Here is a 14,826-nt window from a genome sequence, read left to right on the forward strand (position 1 = left end):
CCTTTGCGAGCTTTTGCCCCGCCCGCCGTAATTCAGATCACCAGAGGTTGCACGCCGGCGGCACCGTACCCACGCGGTCCGGGGCTACTCGTCGATCAGTCGGCGGTCTGCGACACCGGCTCGGGCGTCGGGCCGGAGAACCGGCGACGCAGCGAGATGGTGGCCAGCGTGAGGGCCAGCACCACCAGCAGCGTGGAGACCACGATCAGGATGATCGCGGTACGCCGTACCGAGGTCGTTCCGTCGTCGGCGGCAGCACCTGCGGGAAGCACGCCCTGGGAGCCGGCCGGCGCGGGCGGCGAGACCACGGGGGTGGCCAGCGCGGCCGCGGCGGTGATCCGGAAACTCATCTGTACCTGCCGGGTCGCGCCGCTGCGGGGGTCGAGTTGGCCGATCACGGCACCGGACAACGGTGCCTCCCGCTGGGCCTGCGGCGTCGCCTCCACCGGCAGCCGCAACTCGGCGGTCCGGCCCGCCGCCACCGTGCCCACGTCGCAGCGGATCCGGCTCGGGTCGGACGCCACGCAGCCGGACGGCGGGGTCGGAATGGTCACCCCGGCCGGCAGGACGACCTCGACCCGGCCGGCGGCGTCGACCGTGCCGGTGTTGCCCAGCCGGAGCGCGAGGGTGCTGGCGGTGCCGCTGATGTCGAAGGCGACCTCGTCGGCGGCCAGCGTGATGCCGGGAACCGGGGGACCGGGCGGAAAGAGCACCGCGAACCCCTGGTCGTCGACCGCTTCCCCGGGCACGCCCGGCGCGTCCGCGACGACCTGGACGGAGCCGGCGAGGGGCATCTTCTGCCATGCGGTGCCGTCGACCCGCAGGCGGAGCAGAGCGCTGAACCGGACGCCGGCTTCGACCGTCCAGGCCCCGCAGTGGTACGTACCCCCACCGGCGGCGGCGCAGCCCTTCGTCCCCGCGTCGGTCAGCCCGACCGGCAGCGTGTACGAGAGGCGGATCCGTTGCGTCGTCGTACCGGTGTTGTTGACCGTGACCTGCAGGGTGGTGGCCGTGCTGGCCGCGTTCCAGTACGCCTTGGAGAGCGTGACGTCCTGGGTGGTGACCTGCACACCGAGCGGGTTCGCCGGGGGCGCCTCCGCGCCCGGGGCGGGCGGGCGGACCGGCGGCGCCGGAGGTGCCGGCAGCACCGGGGGTGCCGGAGGTGCCGGAGGTGCCGGGGGCGCCGGTGTGGGTGGTCCGCCCGGCGCGGGCGCGTTGTTGCTCGGTGCCGGCGGCTGCGTCTCCGGCGGTGGCGCGGTGGTCTCCGGTGCCGGCGGCTGCGTCTCCGGCGGTGGCGCGGTGGTCTCCGGCGCCGGGTCGGTCGGCTCCGGAGACCCGCCCGGCTCCTCGGTCGGGGGCGGCTCGTCCGTCGGGCTGGTCCCAGGCTCACCCCCGGGTTCGCTGACCGGGTCGGTGAGCGTCACGACCGGGTCCGCCTCCGGCGTTGCCGCGCTGGCCCAGGCCGGCCCCATGGCGAGCGCCGCGAGCAGACCGAGCGCCAGCGAGGTCCCCAGCAGGGACATGGGGTGCCGCCCCGCCGCCCGCTCACCGGGCGATGCCTTCAGGCGGGCCATCTGTCCTCCGGTGCATGGGTGGGTGTCCAATGGTCGGTAACAGTTGCCCCGGCGCACTAGTCCCGACAGGAAACAAATCCGTAACGTGTTTGGGACGGCCCTTCCGGGCGGACGGTAGGCTCCCGACTGTGACCGGATACCTGGGCTCGTACGCGACGCTCGGGCTCTTGCTGCTCGCCAGCGTCCTGTTCTTTGTTACGGCGTTCTCGGCCAACCGGGTGTTACGCCCCGCGCGTCCGGCCGACCCGCCGGGCAAGCGGGCCAGCTACGAGTGCGGGCTCGACCCGGTCGGCGCGGACTGGGCACAAATGCAGATCCGTTACTACGTGTACGCCTATCTGTACGTGCTGTTCGCGGTCGAGGCGGTGTTTCTCTTCCCCTGGGCGGTGGTCTTCGACCGGCCGGGCTTCGGCCTGGTGACGGTGGTGGAGATGGCGGTGTTCGTGGCCGTGCTCGCGCTCGGCATCCTCTACGCCTGGCGCAGGAACATCCTCCGCTGGACCTGATCGTCACCGCGTCCGGCGACCGGTCGGGTCAGCCCTCCGTTGGCGGTCGGTCACGGCGACGACCGGTCAGGCCAGGCCCCGGCGGGTCGCCGACGGTGGGCGGTCGCCGCGGATCGAGGCCACCATGTCCAGCACCCGGCGGGTCGGGCCGACCTGGTGAGCCCGGAACACCCGGGCGCCCAGCCAGGCCGAGACCGCCGTCGCGGCGAGCGTCCCCTCCAGCCGTTCCGGCACCGGGAGATCCAGGGACTCACCGATGAAGTCCTTGTTGGAGAGCGCCACCAGCACCGGCCAACCGGTGTCGGTCAGCTCGCCCAGTCGGCGGGTGATCTCCAGGGAGTGCCTGGTGTTCTTGCCGAAGTCGTGTGCCGGGTCGATGAGGATGCCGTCGGGGCGTACCCCGGCTGTCACCGCTCGCTCGGCGAGCCCGGTCACCGTCGCGACCACGTCGGTGACCACGTCGGTGAAGGCGGCCCGGTGCGGCCGGGTGCGGGGGACCAGGCCGCCGGCGTGCGAGCAGACCAGGCCCGCGCCGGTGCGCGCGGCCACCCGGGCCAGGGTGGGGTCGGCGCCCGACCAGGTGTCGTTGAGCAGGTCGGCGCCGGCTGCCACGGCCTCCGTCGCCACCTCGGCGCGCCAGGTGTCGATGGAGATCACCACCTCCGGGAACGCGGCGCGGACGGCGGCGATCGTGTCCACCGTGCGGCGGATCTCCTCGACGACGTCCACCTCCGCGCCGGGGCCGGCCTTGACGCCGCCGATGTCGATGATCGCCGCACCCTCCGCCACGGCCCGCTCCACCGCGCGCAGCGCGCTGTCAGCGGCGTAGGTGGCCCCCCGGTCGAAGAACGAGTCCGGGGTGCGGTTGACGATCGCCATCACCACCAGCTCGTCGGGGGCGAACGTGCGCCCGCCCAGCCGAAGCGCCCCGGCCATGCCCGCCTCCCGAGAGTCCGCCGTCGCTGCCACGTCGGCCGACCCCGACGCTAGTCGCTGGTCCGACCGCGACCCCGGGCGGCGTCGGTACGGATCGCGATCGGGACGGGTGGCGGGGTCGCTCCCGGCCGGCTGCCGTGCCACGATCAGTACATGGGTCAGCTTCTGCTCCTCCTGGTCGTGGCATTGACGGTCGCGGCGGTGATATTCGGCGTGACGGTGCTGGTCAGCGGCCGTGATCCCGGTCTGGCGCCCGCCGAGCCGGATTCGCAGGCCGTGGCGCTGCCCGGCACCCGTCCACTGCGCGAATCCGACGTGGGGGCGGTCCGTTTCGACACCGCGTTGCGCGGGTACCGGATGTCCCAGGTCGATCAGGCGATGCGACGTGCCGCCTACGACATCGGCTACAAGTCGGAGCTGATCGGCGTACTGGAGGCGGAGGTCACCGCGTTGCGTGCCGGCCGTATCGACGACGCGGACGTGCTCCGCGACGCCCGTGTTCGGTCCGTCAGCAAGGCGACGGCCGCGGACGCGGCCGAGTCCGACGCGGCCGAGTCCAGCACCGCCGAGTCCGACGCGGCGACGCCCGACGCGGACGCGGCGACGGCCGACGCGACCGGCCCCGGGGCTGCCCCGGTCGGCTCGACCAGCGCGGGTCCGGAGCCCACCGCCACCGCGTCACCCGCGGATTCCGACGGTGTGGCGCCGGCCGCCGTGCCGTCCGGTGGTACGGCGGGCGATCCTGAGCAGACCGACGGCGGGTCCGCCGACGGCACCGGGCAACACGGCGCGACGGTTCGGTCGGAGTCGGCGTGACCGGCCCGGGGGGCGCCGAAGATCTTCGTGAGGCCGCCCAACCCGGTGCTGGTGAGGTAACCGCCACGGTGATCGTCGACGCTCCCGCCGAACGGGTCTTCGCCGCCCTGCTCGCCTGGGAGCGCCAGTCCGACTGGATCCCGTTCACGCGGGTGCGCGTGGTCGAGGGCGACGGGCGCGAGGGCAGCCGCATCGAGGCCGTGACGGCGCTCGGCCGGGCCGTGCTGCGCGACGAGATGCGGGTGGTCCGGGTCGACGAACCCTACGAGATCGGCGTGGTGCACTACGGCCAACTGCTGCGTGGCCCGGGTGTGCTGCGCTGCACCCAGCTGGGTCGGGACCGTACCCAGGTCGTCTGGCACGAGTGGTTCCACCTGCCGGGCGGCCGGGCCGGTCGACTGGCGTGGCCGGTGCTCTGGCCCGGCTCCAAGCTCGGCCTCACCCAGGCGCTGAAGAGGTTCGCCCGACTGGTCGAGCAGGGCCGGCTGCCCTGACCGCGCCGGCGGCCAGCCGGTGCCGGCGCCGATGGGGTGTCGGAGCGATGCCCTAGCGTGTACGACGTGACTGACCTGGTGATCGGCGCCGACGGGCTGGCCCGCTGCGCCTGGGGGTCGAGCACCCCCGACTACGCCATCTACCACGACACCGAGTGGGGTCGGCCGCTGCGCGGAGACGACGCGCTCTACGAGCGGATGACGCTGGAGGCGTTCCAGTCCGGGTTGTCCTGGCTGACCATCCTGCGCAAACGCCCGGCGTTCCGGCTGGCCTTCGACGAGTTCCACATCCCGACCGTCGCCGGATACTCCGACGCCGACGTGACCCGGCTGCTCGCCGACGCCGGCATCGTCCGCAACCGGGCCAAGATCGAGGCGGCGATCGCCAACGCCCGCGCCGCGCTGGAGGTGCCGGAGGGGCTGTCCGCCCTGCTCTGGTCCTACGCCCCGGAGCCCCGACCGGCCCGCCCCGCCTCGTTCGCCGAGCTGGCGCCGATCACCACGGAGTCGACGGCGATGGCCAAGGCGCTCAAGAAACGCGGCTTCCGATTCGTCGGCCCGACCACCGCGTACGCGCTGATGCAGGCCACCGGCATGGTCGACGATCACATCGTCGGCTGTCACGTCACCCTGTCCACGGCGACATGATGGGATGGCAGGCATGACGACCGAGACCGCGTACCGGGCCGGTGGATCCGGCCGTGCCGACGGCGTGGGCGCCTGGGCCGTGTTGCTGCCGGCCGAGCGGTACGAGGCCGAGCGGCTCGTGCACCACGACACGCTGGAGTTGACCGGGCTGACCGACAGCAGCCGGCCGGGCACGGGAGACCAGGTGGCGGTGCTCGTCGACGCGCCCCCACGGCTGGTCGCGCTCGGCCGGGTCCGTGCGCCGGCTCGGCGTCACCGCGAGGACCCGGACGACCCGCAGTCCCCGGTCGAGCCGGGGACGGTCGTGGTGTCGTACACCCGGCGGGTTTTCGACGAGCCGGTGCCGGCCGACCTGCTGACGCTCGACGGGCCGGTCACCGCGTTGGAGCCGGCGGCCTTCCGGGCGCTGGCCGACCAGCTCGGCCCGCCCCCGGAGCGGCGCACCTGGCTGGTCAGCCTGGACCTGCCGATCGAGGCCGGCACGCGGGCGGAGGCGGTCCGGCTGTTCTGGTCGTACGTGCAGGAGTTGGGTCCGCGTGAGCTGCCCGCCTTCGTCTCGCCGTCCGACGACGAGCTGGCCATGCAGGCGTTCGTGCTGGGCGCGGAGGCCAACCAGGACCCGGAAGAGGACGACTAGAACAGCTTGTCCACGCGTCCCCGCCAGTCGGCGAGGATCGGTCCCGGGTCGGTGTTCAGCACCCGTTCCAGCAGCGTGGCGTAGACGTCCCGGAAGTCGGTCGTGTATTTCAGGTCGCCGTCGTCGAGATCGGTGAGGCTCGGCGGTGCACCGTGCCAGCCGCCGCGTACGCCGGCACCCAGCAGCAGCACGTCCGAGGCGGTGCCGTGGTCGGTGCCGTCCGAGGCGTTGGCCCGGACGCGGCGGCCGAACTCGGAGTAGACCGCCACCACCACCTTCCGACCCGCCTCGGTGCGACTCATCCGGTCGGCGAACCCGGTCAGCGCCCGGTCCAGCTGACCCAGCAGGACGGCCTGCAACTGCTTCTCGTCGGCGTGCGTGTCGAAGCCACCGAGCGACACCGAGAAGGCCCGGGTGGACACTCCGGCCTCGACGCACTGCGCGACCAGGTCGAGTTGCGCGTCCAGTGGGGTACGGGCTCCGCCGGTCGCCGTCGCGGGCGCCTGCTCGCCGTCCGGGTCCGCCACGTCCGGGTCGGCGGAGTCGCGTACCTGGCGGATCATCTCGTCCACCGACCGCAGGTCGGCGAAGCAGGCGGCGGCCCGGCCCCGGGCCGCCGACTCGCCCGCCTCGGCGGCGGCGAGCGCGGTCAGCGTCTCGGCGGGCAGCCCCTTGGCGGCCTTCCGGTCGGCCACCGGCACGGCCGCGCCCGCGCTCCGCTCCCCGGCCAGCAGTGGCGGCAACGCCGGCTCGAAGGAGACCGCCAGCCGGGGGTCGCCACCGGCGGTGTCCAACCAACGACCCAGCCAACCGGTGTTTCCCGGCCGGTCCGGCTGCGCGGTGTGCCAGATGTCCATCGACCGGAAGTGGCTGCGGTCCGGCTTCGGGTAGCCGACCCCCCGCACGATCGCCAGGCCATCGCCCGACCAGCGCCGGTGCAGGCCGGCAAGTGCCGGGTTGAGGCCGAAGCCGTCGTCCAACCGCAGCACCTCCCCGTCCGGGTACGCCAGTTCGGGACGGGCCGCCCGGTAGGCCGGATCGCCGTACGGGATGACCGTGTTGAGCCCGTCATTGCCGCCGTAGAGGGTCACCAGCACCAGCGTGCGGGCCTGTGGATCACGGTCCCCGCCGGTGTCCAGCAGGTCCCGCAGGCGGTACGCGCCGGCGCCGGCGGCCAACGCGCCCGCGCCGACCACCCCGCTGGTCAGCAGGAACCTGCGTCGGGTCTGGGTGTCCATGTCGACTCCTCCGCTCAGCTGACTGTGTATTCGGGACTGACCAGGCCGGCGGCCAGCAGCTTGCGGGGCTCGCCGGCCAGCGGGGTGAGGGCGGCCCGGGTACGAGCGCTCCAGCCGTCGACCACCAGCAGTCGGGCCAGCGCGTCCGGCCGGCCGGCGGTGGGCGCGGCGGTCAGCCGGGCCAGCACCGCGGGACTGACCGCGGCGGCGAGTATCCCGGCCGTCCGCAGCCGTGCCTGCAACGACGAGGTGGTCAGCCAGGCGGCCCCGGCCGGCCAGCCGCCCACGCTCGGCGGTCGCAGCGGCACCTGGTCGAGCGCGTTCAGGCCGGCCAGTAGTTGCTTGTGTTGCTGCTCGGGCAGGGCGGAGGGCCGGATGCCGAGCTGTCGCAGCGCGCCGACCAGCCACTCCACCGGCTGCTTGACGAGCGTGCCCCTGGTCTGGGCGAAGGCCGGCGCCGAGAGGATCGCCCGCAGGGTCGCGATGGTGTCCGCGCCGGCCAGGCCCTGCGGTGCCGGGATGTCGGTGCCGGCGTAGCGGAACCAGAGCCGCCCGGCCACGAACGTCGCCGCTGCGGGCTGGGCGGCCAGCAACCCGGCGTACGCCTCGGCGTCGAACCGGCCGCTCTGCCCGAGGATCGTCTTCGCACCGGGGTCGTGCCGTTTGGCCTCGAAGCGGGCCGCCCCGGTACGCCTGTCGACCACCCAGCCCGTCAGGGCACGCGCGCCGGCCTTCACGTCGGCCTCGGTGTAGGCGCCGATGCCGAGGGTGAACAGCTCCATCAGCTCGCGGGCCAGGTTCTCGTTCGGGGCCTTGCGGGTGTTCTTCTGCCCGTCCAGCCAGATGATCAGGGCGGGGTCGCGCACCATCGCGGTGACGAGCGGGGCCAGTGGCCCGCGTCCGTGCCGGCGCAGCGTGTCCAGTTGGCCCTGCATCACCCGGGCCGACTTGACCTTCTGCGCGCTTGTCGCCCAGTGCCCGTGCCAGAAGAAGATCAGCTTCTCGCTCAGCCCGTCCTCGGCGGCCACCATCCGGTCCAGCCACCATCCGGTGACCTGCTGGAGCTGCTTGCGCCGCTCCGCGTTGGCCTGCTGCCGCTGCTCGCGGGTGGAGTCCTTGGTCAGCCCGGCGTACGGGTCGGGGGACAGCGTGGGGATCGGCGTGGCCGCCGCACCCCGGTCCGTCGCGGGCGGGGTGAGCAGCCGGTCCAGGGTCGCTGCCGGGCCGGCCCGCTCGGCGGCGTCCACCTCGTCTGCGGTCGGCCCGAAGGTGGCCCGGCGCAGCAGATGCGCCACCGCTTCACGATCGCTCATACCGGCCGACGCTAGGCGGCACGTGTTCGAGGACGGTAAGGGCGGCGTGCGAATCGCGTTCAGCGTCCCTCGAAGACCGGTTTCTGCTTGCCGACGAAGGCGAGCGTGGCGGCGCGGTGGTCGGCGGTGGCACCGCAGATCGACTGGGCCTGCGCCTCGGCCGCGAGGGCGTCGGCGAGGGTGCCGGCATCGGCGATGGAGAGCTGCCGCTTGATCGCCCCGTAGGCGACCGTCGGGCCGGCGGCGAGGCGGGCGGCCAGCTCCTGGGCGGTCGGCAACACCAACTCGTCGTCATCCACCAGGCGGTTGAGCAGGCCGATCCGGCAGGCCTCCTCGGCACGGACGGGCTCGGCCAGCATCAGCAGCTCCACCGCCTTGGCGTGGCCGACAAGCCGGGGCAGGGTCCAGGAGGCGCCCGTGTCGGCGGCGAGGCCGACCTTGGCGAAGGCCATCAGGAAGCTGGTGGTCGGGCCACCGATGCGGATGTCGGCGAGGAAGGCCAGCGACGCGCCCGCACCGGCGGCCATGCCACGGACCGCGGCGATCACCGGCTTGGGCAGGTTGGCCAGCCGGGCGGCGATCGGGTTGTAGTGCGCCCGTACGGTGCCCAGGGGATCGCTCGTGGAGCTTTCCAGCGTCGCCACGTGCTCGCGCAGGTCCTGACCGGCGCTGAACGACCCGCCCGCCCCGGCCAGCACGACCGCCCGGCAGGACCGGTCGGTCTCCAGCTCCGCCAGGGCGTCCCGCAGCGCCTCCTTCAGCGCCACGTCGAGCGCGTTCATCGCGTTCGCCCGGTTCAGCGTGAGGGTGACGACGGCGTCGGTCCGGTCGACCAGCAGCGGCTCGGTCACGTGTCTAACGACCCTTCTGTCGAACGAGGCGGTTGCCGGCGTCGAGGCACTGTTCGACGTACCGGTCCGCGGCCGGACGCAGGCGGGCCGCGTGCCGGTCGAAGAAACTGGCCGCGGCGGTGCCGGGCCAGCGTTCGGGCAGCAGCGCCGGGGGTAGCTGCGGGTCCCGGAAGAGGAACGTACGCCACGCGTGCACCAGCCGGAACCGGGTCGCGTACGCCTCCTCGTCGCTGCTGCGCACGGTGACGGCGGAGAGCAGTGGGCGCTGGTCAGCGACGAACTGCTCGTAGGCGCGGCCGATCTCGGTCAGGTCCCATGCTCGTCGGACCACGCCCATCGCACCGGGGGTGCCGGCGAAGTGTGCGGCGTTGAACCGCTCGAACCGGATGCCGGCCTCGGCGAGGATCAGGTCGACGTCCTCGGCGGGACGGGTGGCGACCCAGGTCTGCTCGTCGAGCGTGCCGTAGCCCAGGAAGCTCAGGTTCGCGGCGAGCCGCTGGCGGTCCCGTCGGGAGCCCGGGGCCTCCAGCACCAGCAGATCGAACCGGCCGTCCCAGGTGATCCGGCCGGTCCGGTAGATCCGGGAGGCCGCCTCGTCGAGTCGTCGGGCGGCTTTCGGTGTGATCGAATATCCCGGTCCGGAGATCAACCGGAGCGGTTCGAGCCAGCCCTGACGCACCATCCGGGACACGGCGGTGCGAACGGCTGGCGGTGCGATTCCCAGCGGCGCCAGCAGTTTGACCAGGGCAGCAACCGGTGCGCGGCCACCCCTCGGTCGGAGGTGGTCGCCGTACAGGTCGAAGAGTGCCGACCGTGCCTGCATGACCGCACATTGTGACAGGCCTTCTCAAGATAAGCTAGATGCTGTTACATCAATGCTGCTCCGGTTTGGGTCCGGCGGTGTTCATCAGGGAAAATCGCTGTCGACACCCCCGCGACCGTTGCGGGTGGTCGTGACGAAGTGGCTGTGGGGCAACCCACCGACCCTGGTGTAGGTCTGAGGGGAGACAACATGGCGGCGATGAAGCCGCGGACGGGCGACGGTCCGCTGGAAGTCACCAAGGAGGGGCGGGGCATCGTCATGCGGGTCCCGCTGGAGGGCGGTGGCCGGCTCGTCGTCGAGATGACTCCCGACGAGGCCAACGCGCTCGGTGACGCGTTGAAGGCGGCGGCCGGCTGAGTAAGGAGTGGTCCGGGCGGCTCGCACCGCCCGGAGCGTTCCGTGACCCTGAGCCACCGGTACCGCCGGTGGCTCAGGGTCTTCATCACTGCGGGCAGGTGGGCTGAGTTCCGCTCCGCGACACTTTCCTGGAGGTACGGTTCCGCGTGCTCGCCATCCGTCTGATCGCCGAGCCCGACCGGCTCGACGTCCTCGTCCTGCCTGTCCGTCCCGTCGATCCGGCAGCCGGAGGTGACGCCTCGGCCGAGCCCGTGTCGACCACCGCGGCCCCGCCGGACGACACGGCCGACGAGGCAGCCGCACTGGTGTCGGCGGCCCGGCTGAACGGCCGAGCCGGCGAGATCCACACCCAACTGCGCCCCGGGCGTACCCCCGGCCGGCTTCTGCTGCTCGGCATCGGCGACGGTGGCGAGGCGGCCTGGCGGACGGCCGGCGCGGCCCTGGCCCGCTCCGCCGCGGATGAGACGCATATCACCATCGCGCTGCCGGCCGGGCTGACTCCGGCCGCGGTGCGCGGGTTGACCGAGGGGCTGCTGCTCGCCTCGTACCGGTACCGGCTGACCGAGGCCGGCGACGCGCCGACGCTCGACGGCATCGACCTGCTGATCGACGACCCGGCCACGTTCGAGGCCACCGTCGCCACGGCCCGGACCACCGCGGCGATGACCCATCTCGCCCGTGACCTGACCAACACGCCCTCCTCGACGAAGACCCCGCAGTGGTTCGTCGACCAGGTGACGTCCGCCGCCGCCGACCTGCCGGACCTGCGACTGCGGGTTCGCGGCCCGGCCGAGTTGGCCGCCGAGGGCTTCGGCGGGATCCTCGCCGTGGGCGGCGGCTCGGCCAGTGGCCCCCGGCTGGTCGAGCTGGACTGGCACCCCGCCGACGCGCGTACCCACGTGGTGCTGGTCGGCAAGGGCATCACCTTCGACACCGGCGGCATCTCGATCAAGCCGGTGCCGGCGATGAAACTGATGCGCAAGGACATGGCCGGCGCGGCCGCGGTCGTCGCCGCCACCCTCGGTGCCGCCGCCCTACGGCTGCCGGTCCGCATCACCACGCTCGCCCCGCTCGCCGAGAACATGGTCAGCGGCTCGGCGTTCCGCCCCGGCGACGTCATCCGGCACTACGGCGGCACGACGAGCGAGACGACCAACTCCGACGCCGAGGGCCGTCTGGTCCTCGCCGACGCTCTGGCGTACGCGGTGCAGCAGCTCAAACCGGACCTGCTGCTCGACCTGGCCACCCTCACCGGCGCCAACGCCGTGGCGCTGGGCAAGCGCACCGCCGCCCTGTACAGCGAGAACGACCAACTGGCCGCGGACGTGCTGGCCGCGACCGAGGCGGCGGGCGAGTCGGCCTGGCGGATGCCGCTGCACAACGACTACGCCGAATACCTGGGCAGCGACATCGCCGATCTCTACAGCGCGCCGGCACAGGGCGCCGGTTCGGTGCTGGCCGCGCTCTACCTGCGCGAGTTCACCGGTGAACTGCGGGACCGCTGGCTGCACCTGGACATGTCGGCCCCGTCCTGGGCGGACGGCGACCAGGCCGAGGTCAGCCGCGGCGCCACCGGTTGGGGCGTTCGGTGGTTGCTGCGCTGGCTGGCCAGCGTCGACTGACCAGGGTCAGCACTTCACCGCGGCGAGCACCCCGTGTCCGACCGGAAGCAGCGCGGGGATCCAGTGCTCCGACTCCCGGACCGCCTTGATCGTCTCGCGGACCGTCACCGTCTCCGCGTCCCGGGCGGCCGGGTCACCGATCCGGCCGCTGGCCAACACGCCGTTGAGCGCGAGCACTCCACCCGGGCGCAACAGCCGTAGTGCGGCTTCCACGCAGGCACGGAAGCCGGTGGCCTCCGCGTCCACGAAGACCAGGTCGTACGCGCCGTCGGCGAGCCGAGGCAGCACGTCGAGCGCCCGACCGGTGATGATCCGCGTACGGCCGGCCGCAAAGCCGGCCTCGGCGAAGATCCGCCGGGCGATCCGCTGATGCTCCACCTCCACGTCGATGGTGGTGAGCACACCGTCGGCGCGCATGCCGCGCAGCAACCAGACACCGCTCACGCCGGTGCCGGTGCCGATCTCCACCACCGCGCGGGCGTTACCGGCGGCGGCCAGCAGCCGCAACGCCGCTCCCGCGCCTGGGGTGACCGCGTCGAGGCCCACCTCCAGGGCCAGGCTACGGGCGGTGCGCAGGACGAGATCCTCGGTGACGTACGACTCAGCGAACTGCTGAGCCTGGGCCGTCGAACTGCCGGTACCGGCGACCATGGCGATGGGGCACCTCCGGGGGCGGTGCGTGGTGCGGGGGCGGGTTGGCACTGTGAGCGTAGAGGCGACCGCCAGGGGGCGCAGTCGGGCCTCCGCCTGAAGCGATCACCGGGGCAACCGCTGACTCCACCGCGCGCATCCGTGCAATCCTGGAAGCGGCATCCCGTCAGCCGCGACCGAACCGGCCCGTGGCCGGGCGACGCGGCGCGGGATCCGGGGACGGACTGGGAGGCACCGACGTGACCGACGGCTGGGACTGGCGCCGGGGCGGTGAGACTCCGGCTCCGGCGCGACCGCCCGGGGCAGAGGCCCCGCCGGCGGGATCGCCAACCATGCCGGGGGCCGGCAGCACGCCTGCTGTGGTGCCGCCGGGCAGCGCGCCCGTTGTGGTGCCGCCGGGCAGCATGCCCGTGGTGCCGCCGGGTGGCATGCCCGTTGTGGGGCCGGGGAGTGCGCCCGTTGTGCCGCCGGCTGGCGTGCCGGCAGCCGGATACCCGCCGGTGCCGCCCGTGGGGCCGTCAGCGGGTTGGCCGGCACCTGTCGCGGGCGGACCCGGCACGGCCGGGGCGTCGCCCTGGTGGTCGGACGCGCTCGCTGATCCCTGGCGGGACCCGGCGGCGCCGACCGCGGTGGTGGTGCCGGGGGTGGTGGCGGTCGGCTCCGAGCCCGAGCCGGTCACCGATCCGGACGCGCCGGGTCGACCGACGCTACGCCAACTGCTGCTCATTCCCGTGATCACCGCGCTGCTGGCCGGCACCCTCGGCGGGGCGCTGGGCTACGCGTTCGCGGTTCGCGGCGGGGCTGCCGGAGTGGTGCTCGGCGGTGCGCCGGCAGAGCCCCCCGCGCTGGCCCAGCGCAAGCCGGAATCGCTGGCCGGTGTCGCCGAACGGGTCCTGCCCAGCGTGGTCACCGTCCGCGTGAGCAGCCTCGGCGGGACCAGCGAGGGCTCCGGCTTCGTCGCCACCGCCGACGGCCACGTGATCACCAACGACCACGTGGTGGCCGGCGGCAGCGGCAAGGCCTCGGTGGTCTTCAACGACGGCAGCACCGCGCCGGCGACGATCGTCGGTCAGGATCCGGAGTCGGACATCGCGGTGATCAAGGTGAGCCGTAGCGGGCTGCGACCTGTGGAGTTCGGCGACTCCGACGCCCTGGCCGTCGGTGACCCGGTGCTCGCCATCGGCTCGCCGCTGTCACTGGCCAACACGGTCACCGCCGGCATCGTGAGCGCCCTGGACCGGACGATGCAGGCCGGCGAACCCGGCGGTCCGATCCGCTACTACGCGGCGATCCAGACCGACGCGGCCGTCAACCACGGCAACTCGGGCGGGCCGTTGGTCGACGGCGCCGGGCGGGTGGTCGGGGTTAACTCGACAATCAAGTCACTTGTCGCCGAGGGGCAGGAGGCGGGCAACATCGGGCTCGCCTTCGCCATCCCGATCAACCAGGCCAAGCGGGTGACCCAGGACATCATCGGCACCGGAAAGGCCCGGCGTACGGTGATCGGTGCTCGGGCGGACGGCCCGACCGGGGTCGCCGGAGGTGGCCTGCGGCTGGCGGAGGTGGCGCCGTCCGGCCCGGCGGACAGCGCCGGGTTGAAGGTCGGTGACGTCATCCTCAAGATCAATGGTCGGCCGATGACCGAGCCGACGGACCTGACCGCGTTGGTCCGCAAGTTCGCGCCGGGATCGGTGGTATCCGTCGAGTTTCGACGGGGCTCCGACCGGCAGAACACCTCGGTAACTCTCGCCGCCGACGCGAAGTGAACCCGGCTCACCCCTTGCTCGAACGCCGCCTGGCGTGCGTAGTCTTGCTGCTGACGCGGAGAGGAGGCCAGCGGGATGTTCGAGAACCTGAACTGGTGGGAGATCGGGGCGCTGCTGCTCCTGGCGCTGCTGATCTTCGGTGATCGGCTGCCCGCGGTCATCAACGACGGCCTGCGGCTGGTACGCAACCTGCGCAACATGGCCCGTAACGCCACCGGGGACCTGAGTCGTGAGCTGGGCACCGACATCCAGCTGGAAGACCTGCACCCGAAGGCCTTCATCCGCAAGCACCTCCTCAGCGAGGAGGACGAGGCGGCGATCCGCAAGCCGTTGCAGGGCGTCTACGACAACCTTCGCGCGGACGTCGGCGGCGTGCACGACGACCTGAAGGACGTGGCCAGCGCCGCCGACCTGCGGTCGAACGGGACGCGGCCCAGCACGGCCACCAGCAGCACCACCCCGGCACCCCGCGCCAGCTACGACGACGCCACCTGACCGACCCGCACCTGACCGACCCGCGCCTGCCCGGCCCGCACCCGGCCCGGCGCCCGGCCCGGCGCCCGCCTTGATCGACTCGATTTTCAGGAAGTCGGC

At 73.1% G+C, this 14,826-nt stretch carries 16 protein-coding genes; 9 read left to right on the forward strand and 7 right to left on the reverse strand.

Annotation, left to right across the window (positions count from 1 at the left end; all coding sequences use genetic code 11):
- Window positions 1-95 precede the first annotated feature (95 nt).
- Window positions 96-1,574, reverse strand: coding sequence for a hypothetical protein (locus AB0C25_RS01105; RefSeq protein WP_357368307.1), 1,479 nt, complete (start codon window positions 1,572-1,574; stop codon window positions 96-98).
- Between the two features lie 128 nt (window positions 1,575-1,702).
- Between AB0C25_RS01105 and ndhC the strand changes: the two genes are divergently transcribed.
- Entirely contained in the window at window positions 1,703-2,080 is a 378-nt protein-coding gene (gene ndhC, locus AB0C25_RS01110; protein WP_088986508.1) for an NADH-quinone oxidoreductase subunit A, read from the forward strand.
- Between the two features lie 66 nt (window positions 2,081-2,146).
- Here the strand turns inward: ndhC and folP are convergent, their stop codons facing one another.
- Entirely contained in the window at window positions 2,147-3,016 is an 870-nt protein-coding gene (gene folP / locus AB0C25_RS01115; RefSeq protein WP_357368309.1) for a dihydropteroate synthase, read from the reverse strand.
- 153 nt (window positions 3,017-3,169) lie between these two features.
- On the opposite strand from folP, the gene AB0C25_RS01120 reads away from it, so the two are divergent.
- From AB0C25_RS01120 to AB0C25_RS01135, 4 genes are all read left to right on the forward strand, one after another.
- Window positions 3,170-3,832 (forward strand): DivIVA domain-containing protein, encoded by a 663-nt coding sequence (locus AB0C25_RS01120; protein WP_357368311.1) that lies wholly within the window; start codon window positions 3,170-3,172, stop codon window positions 3,830-3,832.
- Complete coding sequence (locus AB0C25_RS01125) at window positions 3,829-4,326, forward strand: SRPBCC family protein (RefSeq protein WP_357368313.1); 498 nt, start codon at window positions 3,829-3,831, stop codon at window positions 4,324-4,326. The genes AB0C25_RS01120 and AB0C25_RS01125 overlap by 4 nt, the downstream gene beginning before the upstream one ends.
- Window positions 4,327-4,392: 66 nt before the next feature.
- Window positions 4,393-4,974 carry a DNA-3-methyladenine glycosylase I gene (locus AB0C25_RS01130; RefSeq protein ID WP_357368315.1) on the forward strand — a complete coding sequence of 194 codons (582 nt, stop codon included), beginning with the start codon at window positions 4,393-4,395 and terminating at the stop codon, window positions 4,972-4,974.
- A gap of 13 nt (window positions 4,975-4,987) precedes the next feature.
- The gene (locus AB0C25_RS01135; RefSeq protein ID WP_357368317.1) at window positions 4,988-5,611 is read left to right on the forward strand and encodes a hypothetical protein; all 624 of its coding nucleotides are present in this window, start codon (window positions 4,988-4,990) and stop codon (window positions 5,609-5,611) included.
- Here the strand turns inward: AB0C25_RS01135 and AB0C25_RS01140 are convergent.
- From AB0C25_RS01140 to AB0C25_RS01155, 4 genes are read right to left on the reverse strand one after another with little or no spacing between them, the layout of a single operon-like run.
- Window positions 5,608-6,849, reverse strand: a complete 1,242-nt coding sequence (locus AB0C25_RS01140; RefSeq protein ID WP_357368319.1) for a DUF1501 domain-containing protein — start codon at window positions 6,847-6,849, stop codon at window positions 5,608-5,610. The genes AB0C25_RS01135 and AB0C25_RS01140 overlap by 4 nt on opposite strands.
- Before the next feature lie 14 nt (window positions 6,850-6,863).
- Window positions 6,864-8,162: a DUF1800 domain-containing protein gene (locus AB0C25_RS01145; protein WP_357368321.1), complete on the reverse strand. Its 1,299-nt coding sequence runs from the start codon at window positions 8,160-8,162 to the stop codon at window positions 6,864-6,866.
- Window positions 8,163-8,221: 59 nt separating this feature from the next.
- Window positions 8,222-9,013: an enoyl-CoA hydratase-related protein gene (locus AB0C25_RS01150; RefSeq protein WP_357368323.1), complete on the reverse strand. Its 792-nt coding sequence runs from the start codon at window positions 9,011-9,013 to the stop codon at window positions 8,222-8,224.
- Between the two features lie 4 nt (window positions 9,014-9,017).
- On the reverse strand, window positions 9,018-9,836 hold the full coding sequence (locus tag AB0C25_RS01155; RefSeq protein ID WP_357368325.1) for a PaaX family transcriptional regulator C-terminal domain-containing protein: 819 nt from the start codon (window positions 9,834-9,836) through the stop codon (window positions 9,018-9,020).
- A gap of 189 nt (window positions 9,837-10,025) precedes the next feature.
- Between AB0C25_RS01155 and AB0C25_RS01160 the strand changes: the two genes are divergently transcribed.
- Entirely contained in the window at window positions 10,026-10,193 is a 168-nt protein-coding gene (locus tag AB0C25_RS01160; RefSeq protein WP_007455245.1) for a DUF3117 domain-containing protein, read from the forward strand.
- 146 nt (window positions 10,194-10,339) lie between these two features.
- Window positions 10,340-11,815 carry a M17 family metallopeptidase gene (locus AB0C25_RS01165; protein ID WP_357368327.1) on the forward strand — a complete coding sequence of 492 codons (1,476 nt, stop codon included), beginning with the start codon at window positions 10,340-10,342 and terminating at the stop codon, window positions 11,813-11,815.
- 6 nt (window positions 11,816-11,821) lie between these two features.
- Here the strand turns inward: AB0C25_RS01165 and AB0C25_RS01170 are convergent, their stop codons facing one another.
- Window positions 11,822-12,466, reverse strand: a complete 645-nt coding sequence (locus AB0C25_RS01170; protein ID WP_357368330.1) for an O-methyltransferase — start codon at window positions 12,464-12,466, stop codon at window positions 11,822-11,824.
- A 509-nt stretch (window positions 12,467-12,975) separates the two neighbouring features.
- On the opposite strand from AB0C25_RS01170, the gene AB0C25_RS01175 reads away from it, so the two are divergent.
- Together AB0C25_RS01175 and AB0C25_RS01180 are read left to right on the forward strand one after the other, a co-directional pair.
- Complete coding sequence (locus tag AB0C25_RS01175) at window positions 12,976-14,232, forward strand: trypsin-like peptidase domain-containing protein (protein WP_357368331.1); 1,257 nt, start codon at window positions 12,976-12,978, stop codon at window positions 14,230-14,232.
- Window positions 14,233-14,307: 75 nt separating this feature from the next.
- Window positions 14,308-14,727, forward strand: a complete 420-nt coding sequence (locus AB0C25_RS01180) for a preprotein translocase subunit TatB (protein ID WP_357368334.1) — start codon at window positions 14,308-14,310, stop codon at window positions 14,725-14,727.
- Window positions 14,728-14,826: the final 99 nt, after the last annotated feature.

The organism is Micromonospora sp. NPDC048839 (assembly GCF_040649915.1).
Taxonomy (GTDB): Bacteria; Actinomycetota; Actinomycetes; order Mycobacteriales; family Micromonosporaceae; genus Micromonospora.